This window comes from Janthinobacterium sp. OK676 (assembly GCF_900103595.1).
GTDB lineage: Bacteria > Pseudomonadota > Gammaproteobacteria > Burkholderiales > Burkholderiaceae_D > Janthinobacterium.
The window spans coordinates 271,215-289,095 of the sequence record NZ_FNHA01000002.1; the positions used below are offsets into that span (position 1 = coordinate 271,215).

The 17,881-nt window shown below is 66.2% G+C and carries 14 protein-coding genes and 1 tRNA gene; 3 read left to right on the top strand and 12 right to left on the bottom strand.

What is annotated here, in order from left to right; all coding sequences use genetic code 11:
• Window positions 1-95: 95 nt before the first annotated feature.
• Window positions 96-554 (top strand): tautomerase family protein, encoded by a 459-nt coding sequence (locus BLU39_RS04835; RefSeq protein WP_092710457.1) that lies wholly within the window; start codon window positions 96-98, stop codon window positions 552-554.
• A 317-nt stretch (window positions 555-871) separates the two neighbouring features.
• Here BLU39_RS04835 and BLU39_RS04840 read toward each other — a convergent pair whose 3' ends face one another.
• The 5 genes from BLU39_RS04840 to BLU39_RS04860 all read right to left on the bottom strand — a co-directional run bounded on the left by BLU39_RS04840 (window position 872) and on the right by BLU39_RS04860 (window position 8,192).
• Complete coding sequence (locus BLU39_RS04840; protein WP_092710460.1) at window positions 872-2,623, bottom strand: tannase/feruloyl esterase family alpha/beta hydrolase; 1,752 nt, start codon at window positions 2,621-2,623, stop codon at window positions 872-874.
• Window positions 2,624-2,697: 74 nt separating this feature from the next.
• Window positions 2,698-3,780, bottom strand: coding sequence for an alpha/beta hydrolase fold domain-containing protein (locus BLU39_RS04845; protein WP_092710462.1), 1,083 nt, complete (start codon window positions 3,778-3,780; stop codon window positions 2,698-2,700).
• Window positions 3,781-3,784: 4 nt separating this feature from the next.
• The gene (locus BLU39_RS04850) at window positions 3,785-4,717 is read right to left on the bottom strand and encodes a GDSL-type esterase/lipase family protein (protein WP_175539215.1); all 933 of its coding nucleotides are present in this window, start codon (window positions 4,715-4,717) and stop codon (window positions 3,785-3,787) included.
• Window positions 4,686-5,801, bottom strand: a complete 1,116-nt coding sequence (locus BLU39_RS04855) for an alpha/beta hydrolase (RefSeq protein WP_092710468.1) — start codon at window positions 5,799-5,801, stop codon at window positions 4,686-4,688. Before BLU39_RS04855 ends, BLU39_RS04850 begins: the two co-directional genes overlap by 32 nt.
• A 45-nt stretch (window positions 5,802-5,846) precedes the next feature.
• Window positions 5,847-8,192 (bottom strand): TonB-dependent receptor, encoded by a 2,346-nt coding sequence (locus BLU39_RS04860; protein ID WP_092710471.1) that lies wholly within the window; start codon window positions 8,190-8,192, stop codon window positions 5,847-5,849.
• A gap of 361 nt (window positions 8,193-8,553) precedes the next feature.
• Here BLU39_RS04860 and BLU39_RS04865 point away from each other — a divergent pair, with 361 nt between their 5' ends.
• Window positions 8,554-9,630, top strand: a complete 1,077-nt coding sequence (locus tag BLU39_RS04865) for a LacI family DNA-binding transcriptional regulator (protein WP_232731161.1) — start codon at window positions 8,554-8,556, stop codon at window positions 9,628-9,630.
• Between the two features lie 123 nt (window positions 9,631-9,753).
• Here BLU39_RS04865 and BLU39_RS04870 read toward each other — a convergent pair whose 3' ends face one another.
• From BLU39_RS04870 to BLU39_RS04885, 4 genes are all read right to left on the bottom strand, one after another.
• Window positions 9,754-10,188, bottom strand: a complete 435-nt coding sequence (locus BLU39_RS04870) for an RbsD/FucU family protein (protein WP_092710474.1) — start codon at window positions 10,186-10,188, stop codon at window positions 9,754-9,756.
• A gap of 11 nt (window positions 10,189-10,199) precedes the next feature.
• The gene (locus BLU39_RS04875) at window positions 10,200-11,255 is read right to left on the bottom strand and encodes an ABC transporter permease (RefSeq protein ID WP_092710476.1); all 1,056 of its coding nucleotides are present in this window, start codon (window positions 11,253-11,255) and stop codon (window positions 10,200-10,202) included.
• A 56-nt stretch (window positions 11,256-11,311) separates the two neighbouring features.
• Complete coding sequence (locus BLU39_RS04880) at window positions 11,312-12,826, bottom strand: sugar ABC transporter ATP-binding protein (protein ID WP_092710479.1); 1,515 nt, start codon at window positions 12,824-12,826, stop codon at window positions 11,312-11,314.
• 61 nt (window positions 12,827-12,887) lie between these two features.
• On the bottom strand, window positions 12,888-13,976 hold the full coding sequence (locus BLU39_RS04885; RefSeq protein WP_198511194.1) for a substrate-binding domain-containing protein: 1,089 nt from the start codon (window positions 13,974-13,976) through the stop codon (window positions 12,888-12,890).
• A gap of 295 nt (window positions 13,977-14,271) precedes the next feature.
• On the opposite strand from BLU39_RS04885, the gene BLU39_RS04890 reads away from it, so the two are divergent.
• Window positions 14,272-15,261, top strand: a complete 990-nt coding sequence (locus BLU39_RS04890; protein ID WP_232731162.1) for a LacI family DNA-binding transcriptional regulator — start codon at window positions 14,272-14,274, stop codon at window positions 15,259-15,261.
• 309 nt (window positions 15,262-15,570) lie between these two features.
• On the opposite strand, the gene BLU39_RS04895 is transcribed toward BLU39_RS04890, so the two are convergent.
• The 3 genes from BLU39_RS04895 to adeC all read right to left on the bottom strand — a co-directional run bounded on the left by BLU39_RS04895 (window position 15,571) and on the right by adeC (window position 17,881).
• Window positions 15,571-15,647: transfer RNA gene (locus BLU39_RS04895), tRNA-Pro, on the bottom strand.
• A 102-nt stretch (window positions 15,648-15,749) separates the two neighbouring features.
• A complete protein-coding gene (locus tag BLU39_RS04900; protein ID WP_092710487.1) occupies window positions 15,750-16,364 on the bottom strand; it encodes a TetR/AcrR family transcriptional regulator in 615 nt (204 codons plus the stop codon).
• Window positions 16,365-16,432: 68 nt separating this feature from the next.
• Entirely contained in the window at window positions 16,433-17,881 is a 1,449-nt protein-coding gene (gene adeC, locus BLU39_RS04905) for an AdeC/AdeK/OprM family multidrug efflux complex outer membrane factor (RefSeq protein ID WP_092710490.1), read from the bottom strand.

Genomic DNA, 17,881 nt, shown 5'->3' on the forward strand with positions numbered 1-17,881 from the left:
CTGAAATAGCTCGAAATATGTCAAAACAGACACTGTGAGTCTGCATCAATCGAGGTTGTAATACAAGCTCCGATCCACACACAGAAAAGCTGACCATGCCTAACATTCTCGTCAAGATACCGAAGGGTGCATTTCCAAGCGAACATCGCGCCGCCCTGGTGCAAAAGCTCAACGACGCTGCCGCCGCCGCGGAGCAAATTCCCGACGACCCGCGGAAACGGTCAATGTGCTGGGTGCTCATCGACGAAGTGGAGCCAGGCGCTTGGACCTGCGGCGCAAGCGACATGAGCGCACGATTGCTGCCCTGCCTTGCCGTGATCTACGTTCCGGCCGGCGTCCTGGACGACGCGTCCCAGGCCATGTATGTCGATTTGGTCCACGCGGCGTTCCAGCAATCTCTGCCAGCGGCCGAGAAACGGCAGTTAGCGACATCCGTCATCCTCCACCATGTCGTCGACGGCACCTGGGGTGTCAATGACGCCATCTGGCGACTGCCCGACTTCGCACAGGCAGCAGGCTATGCGCACCTTCAGGCATTGCTTCCCCGCGCCTGACGCGGTCAAAAGGCGGCCTGGCTGCGCCGGCACCATCCGGCGGCAGTTCGCTGCCGGACTCGATGGACGAGCCGGGCGCCATTGCATTGCTCCACGACGAGCGACTCCATTTGAGAGCAGACCGCCGCGACAGCGGTATCGGGGGCATGGTATCGAGTTCCAGTTCTGCCTTGGTAATGTCCCTTTAACCCCGGACCACACGAATAGGCCACCGCTCACACGGTTGAGCCATAACGTGACGGCAGGGTTGAGCTTGACGCGAGCGCTGGCACGCCCACCTGATCAATCTGGTGTAGGCGGTCGGAAGGCCTGAGCTATCAAGGCATGCAAGCGAAATTCTCCGCCTTTTCGGGATCGCCATTGCCGCGGTAGCGCGCCACTCGCGGATACGGGCAAAGGGGGCGGGTCCGGCCCGGCCATGGCGTGTCCGGTCCTGCGCTGGCCTCGAGACGATCCGGCGCGCGGCCGTGCTCCACCCAGTCCACCATCGCCGCCAGGGAATCGAACTGCGTCGTGGCCGGACCGCCCGAGCAGTGGCACATTCCCGGCACAGGAAACACCCGCGCGAACTCGCCGGCCCGGCCATGCTCGCGCCGGTTCAACTGCTCGAACCAGTCCAGCGTGTCGGCCAGCGAAAACACCGGATCGGATTCGCCATGCGGAACCATCAGGCGGCCGTGACGCGCCTTGAAGCGCGTCAGGTCGGTCGAGCGCGCGGAGATGTCTTCCCAGGCCGAGTGCCGGAATGGCGCCGCCACCGCCTGGACCTTTGCCGCCGCGCTGTCGAAGTCAAGTCCGGTCTGATAGTCGGCCAGCGCCTGCGGTCCCGGCGGCAACATCACCGGCGGCGTGCTGAACACCGAGGCCAGCGCCTGGCCACCCAGCACCACGTTAAGCGGCGGCACCTGGCCATCTTCCGAGCCGATCTTCCATACGCGCCACGCCGGACTGTCGATCCCGGACGGCCAGTACCAGCGGCTATAGAGAGACTGACCGGCGCTGCCCAACGGCCCGCGCATCGATTCGACCAGCGCGTCAATCTGCGTCACACTCAGGCAGCCGGCCGTCGCGCCACCGGCCGTACAGGTCTTTTTGCGCAGCTGCGCCAGCACCTTCGGATCGGTGCAGCGGTCCACGTCGGCGACCATCCCGTCGCGCAGGCCATCGTCGGCGTCGCAGGCGTCGATGATGGCCTCGCGCACCAGCTTGAGCTGCACGCCGTTGAAGGCGGTATGCAGGCGCGACACGTCGAAGCCGGCGCCGCCGGGCGCCTGGATAACACGGCTGAAGGCGCGCGTGTCCCAGGCCTCCGCCAGAGCCGCCTTGGGCAGCGCGAAGCCCGGTGCGGAAGCGATGATGCCATCGAAGATTTCGGGATAGCGCTGGGCGAACGCCATGCCCTCCTGCCCGCCCTTGGAACAGCCGACGAAATAGTTATAGCGCGGTTTTTGTCCGTAGTACTGGCGCACCAGCCAAAGGCCGGCGTCGGCGCTGCGCTTGAGCGACGCGTGGCCGTAGTCGCTGCGCGCGGTCGGATCGGAACCGAACACCATCGCTCCGCCGCGCAGCGGGTCGTTGTTGCTGGCGTTGTCGTGGCCGGAGTCCTGGCTCAGCACCGCGTAACGCCGTTCGATGGCGGTGTCGTCGGCGCCATACAGCTTGCCGGTGGCGTCGCCGATGTCGCCGTTGCTGCCGCCACCACCCTGGAACAGGAAACGGTTGTTCCAGTCCGACGGCAGCCTCAGGCGGAAACGCAGGGAGTAACGCTGGCCGTCGGCCTGGCGCGCCGGCGTCTCGGCGATCAATTCGCAGTGGGCCGGCAATTTGGCCATGCGCGCGCCGCCCTGCTCCAGGCGGATTTCCTGGGGCTCGCCCTCGGCATGATAGATGGCCTGCCGCACGCGGAAAGTGCTGGAGGTACTGGACGGTGGCGCCTTGTCAGCCATCGCCAGGCAACGTTGCTCGAAGCTGGCGCCGAAGGACGGCGCGGTGGCGATGGCGCCCAGGCAGGCGAGCAGCACCGCGGCGGCAGGCGGGCGTTGTTTGTATCGAACGAAGCAGCGTGTCATGGTGTTATCCCGATGTGATTAACTTGATAAAAGCGAAGCCGGACGGCACCCCCTTGATTCGGCAGGGCGTGGCGTCAGGATTCGACGTGGCCGATTAAAAAGGCCACCGTCCTGGCGATGGCGCGCCGGGCTTCCGGGCTGGTGTCGGCCATCGTCTGATGCACGTGCGGCATGCCCTCGTAGGCATCGAGCGTCACGGCGACGCCGCCGGCGGCCATCGCCTGGTACAAGCGCACCGAGTCCGACAGCAAGACCTCGCGCAAGCCGCATTGCACCAGGGTCGGCGGATAGTTTTTGCTGTAGTTGCCATACACCGGCGAGGCGTACGGATTGCGCCGCTCGCCTGCGCCGACATAGGCGTCGCGGCTCGGCCGCAATGCTTCCTTGGAAACGATGGGATCGGCGGCGGCCAGGGTGAGCAAGGTGTCGCCCTGGAAGTCGAGATCGGCCCAGGGCGACCACAGCGCGGCGGCGGCCGGCAATGGTATGTTGCGGTCGCGCATGCGCAGCAAGGCACCCGCCAGCAGGCCTCCGCCGGCCGAGTCGCCGAAGCAGCCGATCCGGCGCGGCGCGTAGCCATTGGCGTAGAGTGCGGAGAACACCTTGCCCACGTCGTCGGTGGTGCGTTCCCACTTCGCGCGCGGCGCCGTGGTGTAGTCGATCGAGACGACGCAAAAGCCCGTCGCCAGCGCCATTTGCGCCGGCGCCAGCAGCGTCGAGCCGGCCGTGCCGAGCGTGTAGGCGCCGCCGTGGGCATACACGATCAGGCAGTCCCGGCGCCGCACGTGCGGCGGCTCCAGCCATATCACCGGCACGCCGCCGAGCGTGTCCTTGCGCGATCGCACGCCGGTGGCGGCGACGCGCTCGCGGCTCATTTCCTCGAACATCGCCGCCAGGCGCTGGCGCAAGGCATCCCAGGCTTCCACATCGTCCGGCGACGGCAGCGCCGGTTTGGGGAAGGCCGCCAGGTCCGCGAACATCTTGGGCCAGCCGGCCGACACCGTCGGGGGCAGCGGTATCGGCCCCGGCGCCGCCGAGACTGGCGTCGCCGCCCGGGCCGCCCCGTGTGCCGCGACGGCGGCCGCCAGCGCACCGCACGCGCTTAAAAAGGCGCGCCGTGGCGCCGCCTGCACTGCCTTGAAATCGGACTCGCTCATGCTGTTACTCCTTGACGGTAGGTGTGGCGGCGCGCCCGGTTGACGATACCTTCTCGGGCAATCGACTGAGCGCCGATTCCAGCACGCTTTTCATGCGCGCATAGCCCCGGTTGTTCGGATGGACGCCATCGTTCGAAAAGTCCGCGCGGAACGCGCCATCCGGCGCCGCCAGCACCGCATGGTAGTCGACGTAAAGCAAGCCCTCGCTGACCGCCAGCGCCTTGAGCCAGCGATTCAGCGCCTCGATGCGCGCCGGCGTGCCGGGGCTGGGCCGCCAGGGCATGCTGGCCGCCGGCGGGATACTCGCCAGCAGCACGGCTATCCCCTGGCGCTTGGCGATCGCCACCATGGCCTCGATGTTGTCCTGATAGCGCCGCGCCGAAGTGGGACCGGTGTTGCCGGCGATATCGTTGGTACCCGCCATGAGATGGACGAAACGGGGCCGCAGCGCCACCACGTCGGCGGCAAAGCGCAACAGAATCTGCGGCGAGGTCTGCCCCGCGATGCCGCGATTGAGCCAGCGGTCACCGAACACCCGGGCCGCCGACTCTGTCCACAACTCGGTAATCGAGTCGCCCAGGAAGACACCGTCGACGGCGGTGCCGGCCGCCGTCACGGCAGCGTTGGCGGCGGCGTAATGGCACAGGTCCGGCCAGTCGAGCTGGCGCCGCGTCTCCTCGGCCCGGGCACGCTGCGCCATGACCGGTCCGGCGATCAGGCGCTCCAGTTCGGCGGGACGCATGGCGCCGGGCTCGATGAACATGTCGACCAGCGCGCGCGGCACGTCGGGTAGGGCCGGCAAGCCGTCGCAAGGTGCCTCGACCATGCCTTGCGTGTTCGGGGATGGCGTCGCGGCGCCTGCCGGCAGCGCGCAGCACAGCGCGGCAGCAGCGGCGGCCAGGCGCCTACGCGCCAGAGTTGTCAAGTGAGTCGTCATGATGATCCTTGTTAAATAATGTAGCGACAAAATCGATGAAATTGCGCCGCCAGACGGGCCATGCATGCGCGCCATCGACCACTTGCCAACGGTGCGCGACGCCGCGCGCGGCCAGCCAGTCGGCGAAGCCACGGACGTCGTCGAACAAAAAGTCATCGCGCCCGCAACTGAGGGACAGGCGCGGCACCGCCGCCGGCGACGGGGCCTGCCGCAGGCAGGCCTCGAAGTCGCCCTCGAACATGAAGGTGGCGGGGCTGAACGCGCCGACATGGGCAAAGCGGTGCGGCGCGTTCAGACCGACGAACAGCGCCTGCGCACCGCCCATCGACAAGCCGCCAACCGCCCTGCCCCGCCGCCCGGCGTCGACCGAGTAGCTCCGCTCGACCAGCGGCAACACCTCGTCGAGCAGACTGGCGCCCAACAGCTCGATATTGCGCAGCGCTACCCCGGCGGACGGCGGCGGCAGGTCGCTGGCCATGCCTGGATCGCAATGCCCGGACGGGCACACCACCAGCATGGGGCGGCAACGGCCGTCGTGGATCAGCGCGTCGAGCATGACGTCGGCGCGGCCGGCACTGAACCAGGCGCCGGCGGTATCGCCCAGGCCATGCAGCAAATACAGCACCGGGTAGGCGCGGCCGGAACGCCGGTCGTAACCGGGCGGTGTGTAGACGTGGAACTCGCGGTCGCCGCCGATGGCGGCGGAACGGTAGCTGTGGCGCGCCACCAGCCCGCGCGGCACGTCGCCATGCTGCCATGGCAACGCAGCGGCGTCGGGCTGGCCGGGCAGCAACACCATGCTCTCCCCCAGGCCCGTGCTGGACGGCTTGATCCACGGGTTGGCGGGGTCGAGCACGGACACGCCGTCGATGACGAGCCGGTAGCAATACAGGTCTGGCGGCAGCACCGGGCTGCTGCCGCGCCAGATGCCGTCGGCGGCGCGGTCCAGCGGCAGCGGCGCCGCCAGCGCGTCGATCTCGACCCGCACCTGACGGGCCGCCGGTGCCTCCACCCGGAAAATCAGCGAGCCGTCGCCGCCCACCTCGGGCGAACGGATGGCTGGCCGAAAGACTTTACTTAGCATACGCTGGACTCCGTTGGTTGGATATTGTTGAATGCGCGGTCACGTTCAATAGAAGGTGTAGCCGACACGCAGGCCGAAGGTGCGCCGCGGCATGTATGACGCAATACTGAGCGCCACGATCTGCGTGTTGGTGGTGTAGACCTTGCGGTCCTCGGCGTTGTAGACGTGGGCGTTGACGTTCCAGCGCCTGTCCTGGCTTTGCCAGTCGAGGTTGAGGTCGGTCTTGCTGTAGGCCTTGCGGTAGCCGAGCAGCGGATCGGTGCTGGAGAGGCTGTCGATGACCGAATGGCTGCCGCTCTGCCAATACGTCTGGATCGATGGCGTCCATTGCCCGTTGGCGCCCAGCTCGACGGTATGGGCGTAGCGCAGGCGTGCGCTGACCTTGGGCGCGTTGGGCAAGCGGCGGCCGCTGTTGTCGAGCGGGGCGGTGTTGATCGGCGTCGGCGCGAAATTGTTGTACAGCGCATCGACGGCGTTGGCGTTGTCGATGCCCGGCGCGACGGTGCCGAACTTGGCGTCGAGCAGGGTAAGAAAGCCCTGCAGATGGTCCTGGCGCGTGACCCTCCAATCGAGCTCGGCCTCGATGCCGCGCACGCGCGCGGTGGCCGCGTTGCCGGTCACGACGGTGTTGTTGCCCGACAGATTCTTGCCGATGGTGCTCACCTGCAGATCCTTGTAATCCATGCTGAAGGCCGTCAGGTTCAGGCCCAATGTGTCGCCCCGCAGCCGGCCACGCCATCCCGCCTCGAAGCTGGTCAGGGTCTCCGGCTTGTAGGTCAGGTACGGGGTCGCCACGTTCGGCGTGACGCCGCCGCCGCGATAGCCGGTCGACACGGTGGCGTACAACATGTCGGTTTTGCTCAGGTCAAACTCGGAGGTCACTTTGTAGCTGGTGTTGCGCGAACTGGTGGTGCCGGAAGCGTTGACCGCCGGGCCGAACGGCACGCTGCACGGCAAGTTGGCCGCCAGCGCCTGCATGGTCCCGTACTGGCAAGCCTGGGTGTCGGTGTCGGTCAGCGCCGTGTCGCGCGTGCCTCGCAGGCCCAGAGTCATGCGCCAGACATTCGAAACGCTGTAGGTGGCCTGGCCGAAAGCCGCCCGGGAGGTATTCTTCAACGCGTTGTTGCGCACTGCTGCGTCGAGGTTGCCATAGCCGGACGGCAGGTTGCCCACACCGGGGGCGAAGGCGAAGCCCGGCGGCAGCACGCCCGCCAGCGGCGCCGGCAGCACGTTGCCGATACGCACCCCGTAGAGCCCGGTCTGCTCGTCGCGGTAGTCATACAGGCCGCCGACCAGTTTGAGGCGGTCGCTCTCGTAATTGACGTTCAGTTCATGGCTGCGGGTGATGGTCTTGTTGTCTTTATTGTAGAGACTGAAGATGCCGGAGTTGAGGTCGACGCCGTTGTTGACCAGCTTGGTCAAACCGGCCAGGTAGGTCACCGTCCAATCGTCGTTGACGGCCCACACCAGCGACGAACGCAGCCCCGTCTGGGCCAGATCCTTGCGGATGCCGGTGCCGGCCCCGCCGCCGCCGATGCCGCCGACGTTGGTGTCGACCGGCACAGTGACACGCTTGCCCAGGCTACCGGCGGCGATGTTGGCGTCGGGGAAGTAGTTATAGGCGACGCTGTGGGCCGCCGCAATCGTGCCCTTGTCTTCCAGCTTGCTCAACGACACGTTCCATTTCAGGCTGTCGCTCAATTGCCAGGCCGCAGCCAGACGCGCGCTCGACAGGTCGACCTTGCCGTAGCGGCTGGAGACCGCCCTGCCCGGCTCGTCACCATCGCTGGTACGCCGCAGTGCGGAAGCGCGCAGAAGCAGCGTCTCGGATACCGGCACATTCACCACGGCGCGCGCGGTCACGTCGTTGTGGTCGCCATAGCTGACGTCGCCGAACAGTTGCTGGCGCGCGGTCGGGCGCGCGGTGATCACATTGACTACGCCGACGGTGGCGTTGCGGCCGTACACCGTGCCCTGCGGGCCGCGCAGCGCTTCGATGCGGCCGACGTCGTACAACCCGAGACTCAGCACTTGATAGTTCGGTTCGTAGATGCCATCGACGTGGACCGCGACCGTCGAGTAACCGCCGAAGGAGGCGTTGCTGCCGATGCCGCGCATCGAGAAGCCGTTGCTGGCAACGGCCATGTTGGGCACCGACGAGGCGATGTCGGTCAGCGAAGTGATGCCCTGGGCATCCAGCGCCTTCTGGCTGACCACGCTGACCGCGAGCGGCGCCTTCGACAGCACTTCCGAACGGCGCTGGGCGGTGATGGTCACCGCTTCGAGCGTGCCCGTGTCGGCTGCCTTGACCGCGGCCTCCTGCGCGTGGGCGCCAGCGGCCTGCACCAGCATGGCGCACGCCAGGGAAAGGGGGGTGAGTTGAAACTTCATCTGGTCTCCTTGATTTTTTAGTTTCCGAGCTTGTCCTCGTGCTCGACGCGCCGCCACCCCGGTCGTACCGGGTTTTGATGGTCAGCAATCTGAATGTCGCTTTTGCGCAATCGATTGCTCACTATCGCATTTCCGGGGATTGCCTGCAATAACTTAATTTTTTGTTGTTAAAATCTAACAATTCAAATGGATAGAAACTTTTATAATGATTTTGAAGCTAAAAACGTGTATGCAGGAATGGGTATTTTGCGCAATCGGTTGCCTTTTCATCGGACACGTGCGTTGCGAAGGTTGGGCACGCCCGGTGTAAGATGCCCGGCGAGCGAGCATCGCCATTTTTAAATAGTTATCGGGATTCACAATGACTGACAAGAAGCAGCCGGACGACAGCTTGGTTTCACCTTTCCAGCGGCCATCGCGCACGCAGATGGAAGACATCGCGCGCATGGCCGGCGTGTCGCGCTCGACCGTGTCGCGGGTGCTGTCCGGAACCGGGCGCATCGGCGAGGAAACCCGCAAGCGCATCACCGAACTGGCCAAAACGAGCAATTACAGCGTCGATGCCAGCGCCAGGAATCTGCGCCTTAATCAAAACCGCACCATCTCGGTGGTGGTGCCGTACGACCCGGTCGAGCAATTGCCGCTGTCGGAGCCGTTCTTTCTCACGCTGATCGGCAGCATCGCCGATGCCCTGACCGCATGCGGCATGGACATGCTGCTGTCACGGGTGTCGGCCGACCGTCTCGATCTGGCGGCGGAGGCGTACAAGGGAGGGCGGTGCCTCGGCTTTATCCTGATCGGCCAGTGGGGGCATCATGACCAATTGACGGCGATGGCCGTGCAAGGCTTGCCCTTCGTGGTGTGGGGCGCGCGGCTGCCCGGGCAATTGTACGGTTCGGTGGGCGGCGACGACGTGCAGGGCGGCTTCCTGGCGACGTCGCACTTGCTGGACGCGGGCGTGCGGCGCATCGCCTTCCTGGGCGACACGGCGCTGCCCGAGATCAGCCAGCGCCACACCGGCTATCTGCAGGCCCATCACGCGCGCGGGCTGGTTCCCGCCGCCGACCTGACGCTGGCGGCCAACCAGTCGCGCGAATCGGTGGTCGCCGCGATCACCGAGCGCTATCCGCGCGACGGCGGCTTCGACGGAATTTTCGCCTCCACCGACCCGATGGCGATGAACGCGATCGGCGCATTGGCGGCGCTCGGCAAAAAAGTGCCTGACGACGTGCGCGTGATCGGCTACGACGACATCATCACCGCCTCCAATTTTCAGCCGCCGCTGAGCTCCGTGCGCACGCCGATGATCGACGCCGGCAAGGCGCTGGTCGACAGTCTGCTGGCGCAATTGTCGGGCACGCCGCCGCGGCAGTTGCAGCTCGCATCGTCGCTGGTGATACGGGAGAGCAGCGGCAGCGGACCGCGCGCCGCAAGCTAGCCGTTCGCGACCACTGGCATCACGATTTGCCCGCAGGTTCGCCCGCCCCTGTATGCATCCGCCACCAGATCGAGCCGGTCGGCTGACGCACCGCCCTGCCCTCGTCCTGGCGGCAGACGCCGTTCACTGCTGCCCCGGCACACCCTTGCGCAGCAGGATGTTGCCGTACTTGCGGCGCTCGCCGGTGACGACGATGGCGAAGGCGGCGCGCGAGCGTGCCAGAAACTCCTGGCGCCCAATGCGGGCGATCGCCGGCGTGTCCGGCCAGCAGCGGTCGATGGCGGCGCGAAAGTCGCGCTCCAGCTCCGGGTCGCAGCGGTCGTGCGCTTCGGGCTGCATCATCGCCACCGGCGCGGCGACGTAGTCGTCCAGGCACAGCAGCGGCAGCACGCCGGCCAGCAGCTCGGCAGCCGTGCTGCCGTCGCAGCGGATCACCAGGTCGTTGTTGCTGTGGCCCGGATAGTAGGCGTCGACCACAGCGATCTCGTCGCCATGGCCCATGCGCGCCAAGGCGTAGAGCAGCTCGGGGCTGACGCAGGGATGGATTCCAACAAGCATGTTCGTCTCCCTTATTCGCCGCTGGCGGTTTTTTTCATGTCGAAGTAGACGGCGACGATGATGATGCCGCCCTTGATCACCAGCTGGAAGTAGGAGTCGACGCCGAGGAAGGTCATGCCGTAGTTGATGATCCCCAGCGTCAGCACGCCCAGCACCATGCCGCCGGCGGTACCGATGCCGCCGCTTTGCGAGACGCTGCCGATGGTCACGGCGGCGATGGCGTCGAGCTCCATGCCCCGTCCGGTGAGGGCGTTGGCCAGGCCGAGCCGGCTCGACAGCAATACGCCGGCGATGCCGTACAGGACGCCCGCATACAGATACACCAGCACCAGTTCCCGCTTGACGTTGATGCCCGACACCCGCGCCGCGGCAGGGTTGCCGCCGATGGCGTACAGGCTGGCGCCCTGGCGCGTGTGGGCCAGCATCAGGTACACGGCGGCGGCGGCCAGCAACGCGAACAGCGCCAGGTGGGGCACGCCGAACAGCGCGCCCTGGCCGATTTCCTTGTAGGCGTCCGTCAGGCTGCCGACCACGTTGGCACGGGTGTAGATCAGCTGGCAGCCGAAGGCCACCGACATCGTGCCCAGCGTGGCGATGAAGGGCGGGATGCGCGCCAGCGCCACCAGCAGGCCGTTGAGCAGGCCGAAGGCGGCGCCGGTCAGCACGCCGGCCACGACCGGCAACCACAACGGGAACACGACACCCGGATACAGTGCGGCGGCGTAGTCGCTGTTCTGGGCGAACGAGGCGGCCACGCTACTGACCAGGCACACGACCGCGCCGATGGACAGGTCGATGCCGCGGGTGATGATGATCATGCCCACGCCCAGCGCGGCCAGGGCGCGCACCGACTCGGCCACGGCCAGATTCTTGATCGATTCCGGCGACAGCGAGGCGCCGTCGGTGAGCAGTGCCAGCGCCGTGGCCAGCACGACAAAGGTCAGCAGGTTGGTGCGCGCGCGCAGGTAGGCGAGCAGGCGGCGGCCCGGCGCTAGCGCCGGGGTGGGATGGGGCGCGGGTGCGCCGGGCGTGGCGGGCTCGCCGGCCGCCTTGGTCAGGGTGTTCATGCTAGATTGTCTCCGTATGGTGTGTGGGGTGTGGGACGGCGCGGGCGGCGCCGGCGTCATCGGTATTGCGTAGCCAGGCGCATGATCTCTTGCTGGCTGGCGTGGGCGCGTTCAAGGGTGCCGGTGTGGCGGCCCTCGCACAGCACCATGACGCGGTGCGACATGGCGATCAGCTCGGGCATTTCGGATGACACCATGATGATCGACTTGCCTTGCCGCGCCAGCTTGGCCATGACCGAGTAGATCTCGAACTTGGCGCCGACGTCGATGCCGCGGGTGGGTTCGTCCATGATCAGGATGTCCGGATCGGTCATCAGCCAGCGCGCGATCAGCACCTTTTGCTGGTTGCCACCCGACAGGCTGCCGATCGGCGTCTCCATCGAAGCGCTGCGGGTGCCGAGCTGGCGGTTCAGGCGCGCCGCCTCGGCGCCGGCGCGGGCATGCTGCAACGTGCGCCAGCGGCCTGTATAGCGTCCCAGAGAACAGATCACCGTGTTGCGGGTGATCGACAGCTGCGGGAAGATGCCGGAGCCGCGGCGGTCCTCGGTGACCAGGCCCATGCGCTGGGCTATGGCCTCGCCGCTGCTGCGGATGCGCACCACCCGGCCGTCGATCTCGATGCTGCCAGAGGCCACCCGGCGCAGGCCGAACAGGGCCTCGACGAACTCGCTGCGGCCGGCGCCGATCAGGCCGCCGATGCCGAGGATCTCGCCGCGGCGCAACTCCAGGCTGACCTGCTGGAAGGAGCGCGGGTCGGGCGAACTGAGCGCGGTCACCTTCAGGCGTGCCGCGCCTGGCACACTGTCGAGCGGGGGAAAGCGCTGGCTCGACTCGCGCCCGACCATCAGCTGGATCAATCGCTCCTCGTCGATCGCGCCAGCGTCGTAGGTGCCGAGCATGCGTCCGTCGCGCATCACCGATACCTCGTCGGCGATCTGGAAAATTTCGTGCATCTTGTGTGAAATGTAGACCACCGCCACGCCGCGCCGGGTCAGCTCGCCGATGATGCGGAACAGCTGCTCGGCCTCCTTGTCGGTGAGCGACGAGGTCGGCTCATCCATGACCACGACGGAGGCGTCGCAGGCGACCGCCTTGGCGATCTCGCACGCCTGCTGGTGTGAAATCGACAGCTCGCCGATGATGGCGTCCGGATCGATGTCCATGCCCAGCTTGCGCATCAGCGCGGCGGTGTCCGTACGCATCTTGCGATGGTCCAGCAGGCGCAGCGGCCCGACCCGGCGGGTCGGCTCGCGGCCCAGCCACAGATTACTGCGCACCGAACGCGCCGGTGCGTTGGCCAGCTCCTGATGGATCATCGCCACCCCGGCGTCGAGGGCGTCGCGGGAATGCTGGAACTGCCGCACCTGGCCACGCAGGCGCACCTCGCCCTGATCCGGTCGGACCATGCCGAACAGGCACTTCATCAGCGTCGACTTGCCGGCGCCGTTCTCCCCCATCAGCGCATGCACCTTGCCCGGGCGCAGCCTCAGCGTGACGCCGTCGAGCGCCTGCACGCCGGGAAAGCGCTTGCTGATGTTGTTCATCTCAATAACGTAAGGCTTGCCATCCATGTTCGTCCCCTCCAGTGACGCAGCGCGCGGCCGGCGGCGTGGCGCGCGCTGCCGGTGCGCCTCACTTCTTCGTGAAGCTCTTGTAATTTTCCTGCGTCACGGCCTTGAAGGGCACCAGGTAGACCTGCCCGATGATCGCCGCGTTGTTGGCGGGGGCTTCTTCGATGGCGACGGCCAGCGGCTTGTAGCCGCGCACCGTGGCGCCGCCGACGGCGCCCTTGGTGGCCATCAGATAGGCAAGCTCAAAGGCCGTCGCCGACTGCTCGCCGGCGTCCTGCAGCACGGTGGCGTAGAGTTTTTTCTCGGCCATCGAGCGCAGCGCCACCGGGGTGGCGTCAACGCCGATCACCGGCACCTTCAGCGAGGTACCGTCGCCGTCGACGTCGACGCCCGGCCGGGCCGGGTCATCGACGTACTTGGCGGTGACCAGCGACTCGACCGCGCCCAGCGCCATCGAATCGTTATTGGCCAGCACCAGGTTGAACTTGCCGCGGTAGGCGTTGAGCCAGGCGTCCATCTTTTGCTGCGCTTCCTCCGGCTGCCAGTTGGCGGTGTCCTTGGCCAGTACATTGACCTTATAGCCCTTCTGCTGCAGCGACGCCAGCACCGCCTGCGTGCGGTAGATCTGCGCCGGGTGACCCAGCTGGCCGAGCAGCATCAGCAGGTTGATCGACCTGCCGGGACCCAGCTTGGCGGGAAATTTCTTGAAGTAGTCGTCGACGATGCCGGCCTGAATCTGCCCTGCCACCGATTCGGGCGAAGAAGCGAGGAAGAAGTTGCGCCCCGTCTTGAGCGCCTTTACCGTCGGTGCCGTGTTGGAAAATGCCGCGCCGCCGCCCTTGGCCGCGATCGCCTGGGCGATCTGGTCGCTGCCTTCGGTCACCACCGGCACCACCACGAAATACTTGACGCCCTGGCTAAGCAAGGTGTTGAGCTGGTCGAGCTGGGTCGCCATGTCGCCGTGGGCGTCCATCAGTTTCAGCTCGGCGCCCTTGGCGGCGGCGATCTTTTTCAGATTGCTGCCGTAGTCGCCGAGGAACTGGTCGTCGAGGTTACGGATCAGGGCGCCGATCACCGGCTGGGCGGCTGCGGCGTTGCCGCCGAGCACGGTCAGTCCGGCCAGCGCCAGGGCGCTTACGAATGTTTTCATCTGTCTTGTCTCCATATAGGTAGTACTGGTCCGCCAAGTCGGCTGGTGCGGAGGCCGCGTCTGCGCGCGGTGTCATGAAACGGACTCGCCGCGATGCCGCGGCTTTCCTCATTTCAAGCTCCGAATAGATAGTACGACACATACAAGCGCTTGCGCAAGCGCTTGCGCGGCAAAAATAACCACTATTTCTGACAGTTGTCAATTTTTCCATCCTCTGCGCGCAAGCGCTTGCGCCTGGCCGTGCTATCCTGCACGACCAAACACAAAACAATGGAAGGGCCGCTCTTTGGCTAACATGAACGACGTCGCCCGGGTTGCCGGCGTATCCGTGTCCACCGTTTCTCACGTCATCAACGGGACCCGGCGGGTCGACCCGGAAACCGAGCAGGTGGTGCGTCTGGCCATCGCCTCGGCCGGCTACATCCCCAACTCGCTGGCGCGCTCGCTGGCGCGCTCGACCACGAGCACGATAGGCGTGGCCATCTCGACGTTCGCCAACCATTATTTTTCGGAAATCGTGCGGGCCATCGACACCGCCTGCGGCAAGGCCGGCCTGATGATGCTGTTTGCAGACACCCACGACGACCCCGAGCAGGAACTGCGCGTGGTCCAGGCCTTCCACCAGCGCCGGGTCGACGGCATCCTGATGGCGCCGACCAACGACGGCGCGCTGCGCTCGCTGAAGTACCTGGAGGCCAACCAGATCCCGGCGGTGCTGGTCGACCATCTGCTGCCGACACCATTCGACCAGGTCGGCGTCGAAAACACCGAGGCGATGCAGGCGCTGGTGGCGCACCTGATCGGACACGGCCACACCCGCATCGGCTACCTGTCCGGGGCGCAGTGGAACTCGACCAGCGGCGAGCGGCTGACAGGCTACCGCAGGGCGCTGGCGGCGGCCGGGGTGGCCATCGACGAGCGCCTGGTGGCATACGGCGAATCGAGCATCGAACCGGCGCGCCTGGCCGTGCACGCGCTGCTGGCCCTACCCGACCGGCCCAGCGCCATCGTCTCCGGCAACAACCTGATGACCTTGGGCGCGATGCGCGCATTGAAGGAAGCTGGCGTGGCGATACCGGGGGAAATAGCCTTCGCCGGTTTCGATGACCTCGACTGGGCCGACCTGCACAGCCCCAGCCTGACTGTCACCGCCCAGCCGCTGGAAGACATCGGCGCGCGCGCGGTGAGCCTGCTGATCCGACGCATGAGGGAACCGGACGCGGCGCGCAGCGTGGTGCGCATGCCTGTGACCATGCGCATCCGCCGCTCCTGCGGCTGTCCTTAGGGTACGCCTGCAGCGTGGCTGCAGGCATCAGCACGTCGGCATCGCCCGTGCGCTTATCCTGCTCATGACATTGCGTGAGCAATTGCAGTGATCGATGTGGCATTACTCGGCATTATCCGACGCTGGCAAGGTCGCGGCGTTCACGAGGACATGGAGGGAGGGTCAATCGTCAAGAGGAAGAACCTGTTTCAACCCATGCCAAATGATTGCAAACAAGCCCATGTTTTCGTAGGGGTAAATGCAGGGGTAAAAACCTCGCACCAAAAGAAAAAGGCCACTCCGAAGAGTGGCCTAATTCCTTGAATCTAATGGTCGGGGCGAGAAGATTCGAACTTCCGACCCCATGCACCCCATGCATGTACGCTACCAGGCTGCGCTACGCCCCGACGAGGTGGGAATTATAGCAGACGCTTTTAGGTTTTTGCCATGCTTTGCGCATGATTCATGTCGAACTGCGCAAACTTTTTTGCATGGCCCGGCCAGACCCTCTATTCGCTCAGCAGCAGCGCCCTCAGGACGATGCGGAAACCGGCGATCAGCGGTTCGACCTTGACGTCCGGATGATGAATGAAGCGCACGGGCAAGCCCTGGTACAGGGCCACCAGCGCATCGAGGCGTCCTTGCAGCATTTCCTCGTCGGCCGGCAATCCTCGCTTGATGCGCGCGTCGCGGACGATGGCAAGGAACAACTGGCGCGAGCGCACGTCCGCCGAGCGCAGCATTTCGGCGATCACCGGATTGCGCGACGCTTCGGCAAAAATCTCGAGCGGCATCAGCCACGTTTTCTGGTCCAGCGCCTCGAGCACGTGATCGCCCGCATTGTCGATCACGGACTGCAGCGGGTCTTCGCGCTGCGCCAGGTCCTGCATCAGGTTCGACACCCGCTCCGTATTCTGCATGACGAAGGCGGCGATGATCGCATCCTTGCTGTCAAAATAATTATAGATGTGGCCCGCGCTCATGCCGGCCGCTTTCGATATCTCGGCCATGCTGGCGCCGTGGAAGCCGCGGCGGCTGAAGCAGCTCTCGGCCGCATCTAGCACCTGCTTGCGCCGCGTGTTGGCGCGCTCGGGGTCCGGATGCTTCTTTTCAACTTGGTTCATGATTTTCCAGTAGCGCGCCGGCCCTGCCCCTGCGAACAAGGGCAAGGCCGGCGTCGGCGTCCCCGTGGTTATTGGGCGCCGCCAGCCGCCGCGACGGCTGTCTGCTCAGGCTGCCAACCGCCGCCCAGCACCTTGTACAGGGTGACCAGGTTGGTCGACTTGGCCAGGCGCGCCGTGATCAGGCTTTGCTGCGCCGTGTACAGCGCGCGCTGGGCCACCAGGGCGTTCAGGTAGGACTCGGCGCCCTGCTTGTAGCGCGCGTCATGGATGGTGTAGCTCTTCGTCGACGCCTCGACCAGCGAAACCTGCGACTGCAGGCGCTCGTCGATGGTGCCGCGCTGGGCCAGCGCATCGGACACTTCACGGAAGGCGACCTGGATCGCCTTTTCGTATTGCGCCACGGAGATTTCACGCTGCACCTTGGCGATATCGAGGTTGGCGCGGTTCACGCCGCCATCGAAGATCGGCAAGCTGATCTGCGGCAGGAAGCTCCACGTGCCGCTGCCCGCCTTGAACAGGCCGGACAGGTTGTCGCTGACCGAACCCGCCGTCGCCGTCAGCGAAATGCGCGGGAAGAAGGCCGCGCGCGCCGCGCCGATGTTGGCGTTGGCCGCGCGCAGGGTGCGCTCGGCCGCCAGCACGTCGGGACGGCGTTGCAGCACGTCCGACGGCAGGCCGGACGGAATGTCCGCCAGGGCCGTCACGGCGCCGAACTCGCCTTGCGGCAGCAGCTCGGCCGGCACGGGGCCGCCCACCAGCAGCACCAGCGCGTTCTGGTCGAGCGCCACCTGGCTCGTGTAGACGGCCACGTCGGAACGGGCCGATTCCACGCTGGTCTGGGCATCGTACTTGTCCAGGCCCGACGTGGCGCCGGCACTGAAGCGGCGCACGGCCAGGTCATACGACGATTGCTGGCTCTTCAAGGTGTCTTGCGCCACGCGCAGGCGCTGCTGGTCGGCCACCAGGTTCAGATAGGTGCTGGCCACTTCGGCCACCAGGCTGATCTGCTGTGCACGGCGTGCTTCTTCCGTGCCCAGGTATTGTTCCAGCGCGCTGTCGGACAGGCTGCGCACGCGGCCGAAGAAATCCAGCTCGTAGGCCGACACGCCCAGGTTCGCCGTGTACTGGCGGTTGATCGACGCTTCGCCCGTCGGGCTGGCGTTTTTCGAAATGCGCGTGGCCGACTGGCCGCCCGAGGCCGACAGGGTCGGGATCAGGGCGGCGCGTTCGATGCCGTAGGTGGCGCGCGCCTTCTCGATGTTCAGGATCGAGACGCGCAGGTCGCGGTTGTTGGCCAGCGCCAGTTCCAGTACCTGGCGCAAGCGCGCATCGGCAAAGAACTCGCGCCAGGCGACGTCCGCCACCGGCTTGGCGTCGGCGGCGGCCGCGTCGGCCTTGTAGGAAGGACCGGTCGGCCACCCCGTGGGCGCCGGCGCTGCCGGACGCTCGTACGTGGGAGCCAGGCTGCAACCGGCCAGCAAGGCCAGTGCCGCCATGGAGAGTAGCGTTTTTTTCAT

Excerpts from the sequence above, each read along its gene's own strand:
- BLU39_RS04835 (WP_092710457.1), top strand. The coding sequence starts at position 96 with ATGCCTAACATTCTCGTCAAGATACCGAAGGGTGCATTTCCAAGCGAA.
- BLU39_RS04855 (WP_092710468.1), bottom strand. The coding sequence starts at position 5,801 with ATGCTAAGTAAAGTCTTTCGGCCAGCCATCCGTTCGCCCGAGGTGGGC.
- BLU39_RS04860 (WP_092710471.1), bottom strand. The coding sequence starts at position 8,192 with ATGAAGTTTCAACTCACCCCCCTTTCCCTGGCGTGCGCCATGCTGGTG.
- BLU39_RS04840 (WP_092710460.1), bottom strand. The coding sequence starts at position 2,623 with ATGACACGCTGCTTCGTTCGATACAAACAACGCCCGCCTGCCGCCGCG.
- adeC (WP_092710490.1), bottom strand. The coding sequence starts at position 17,881 with ATGAAAAAAACGCTACTCTCCATGGCGGCACTGGCCTTGCTGGCCGGT.
- BLU39_RS04880 (WP_092710479.1), bottom strand. The coding sequence starts at position 12,826 with ATGGATGGCAAGCCTTACGTTATTGAGATGAACAACATCAGCAAGCGC.
- BLU39_RS04850 (WP_175539215.1), bottom strand. The coding sequence starts at position 4,717 with ATGACGACTCACTTGACAACTCTGGCGCGTAGGCGCCTGGCCGCCGCT.
- BLU39_RS04900 (WP_092710487.1), bottom strand. The coding sequence starts at position 16,364 with ATGAACCAAGTTGAAAAGAAGCATCCGGACCCCGAGCGCGCCAACACG.
- BLU39_RS04870 (WP_092710474.1), bottom strand. The coding sequence starts at position 10,188 with ATGCTTGTTGGAATCCATCCCTGCGTCAGCCCCGAGCTGCTCTACGCC.
- BLU39_RS04885 (WP_198511194.1), bottom strand. The coding sequence starts at position 13,976 with ATGAAAACATTCGTAAGCGCCCTGGCGCTGGCCGGACTGACCGTGCTC.
- BLU39_RS04875 (WP_092710476.1), bottom strand. The coding sequence starts at position 11,255 with ATGAACACCCTGACCAAGGCGGCCGGCGAGCCCGCCACGCCCGGCGCA.
- BLU39_RS04890 (WP_232731162.1), top strand. The coding sequence starts at position 14,272 with ATGAACGACGTCGCCCGGGTTGCCGGCGTATCCGTGTCCACCGTTTCT.
- BLU39_RS04845 (WP_092710462.1), bottom strand. The coding sequence starts at position 3,780 with ATGAGCGAGTCCGATTTCAAGGCAGTGCAGGCGGCGCCACGGCGCGCC.
- BLU39_RS04865 (WP_232731161.1), top strand. The coding sequence starts at position 8,554 with ATGACTGACAAGAAGCAGCCGGACGACAGCTTGGTTTCACCTTTCCAG.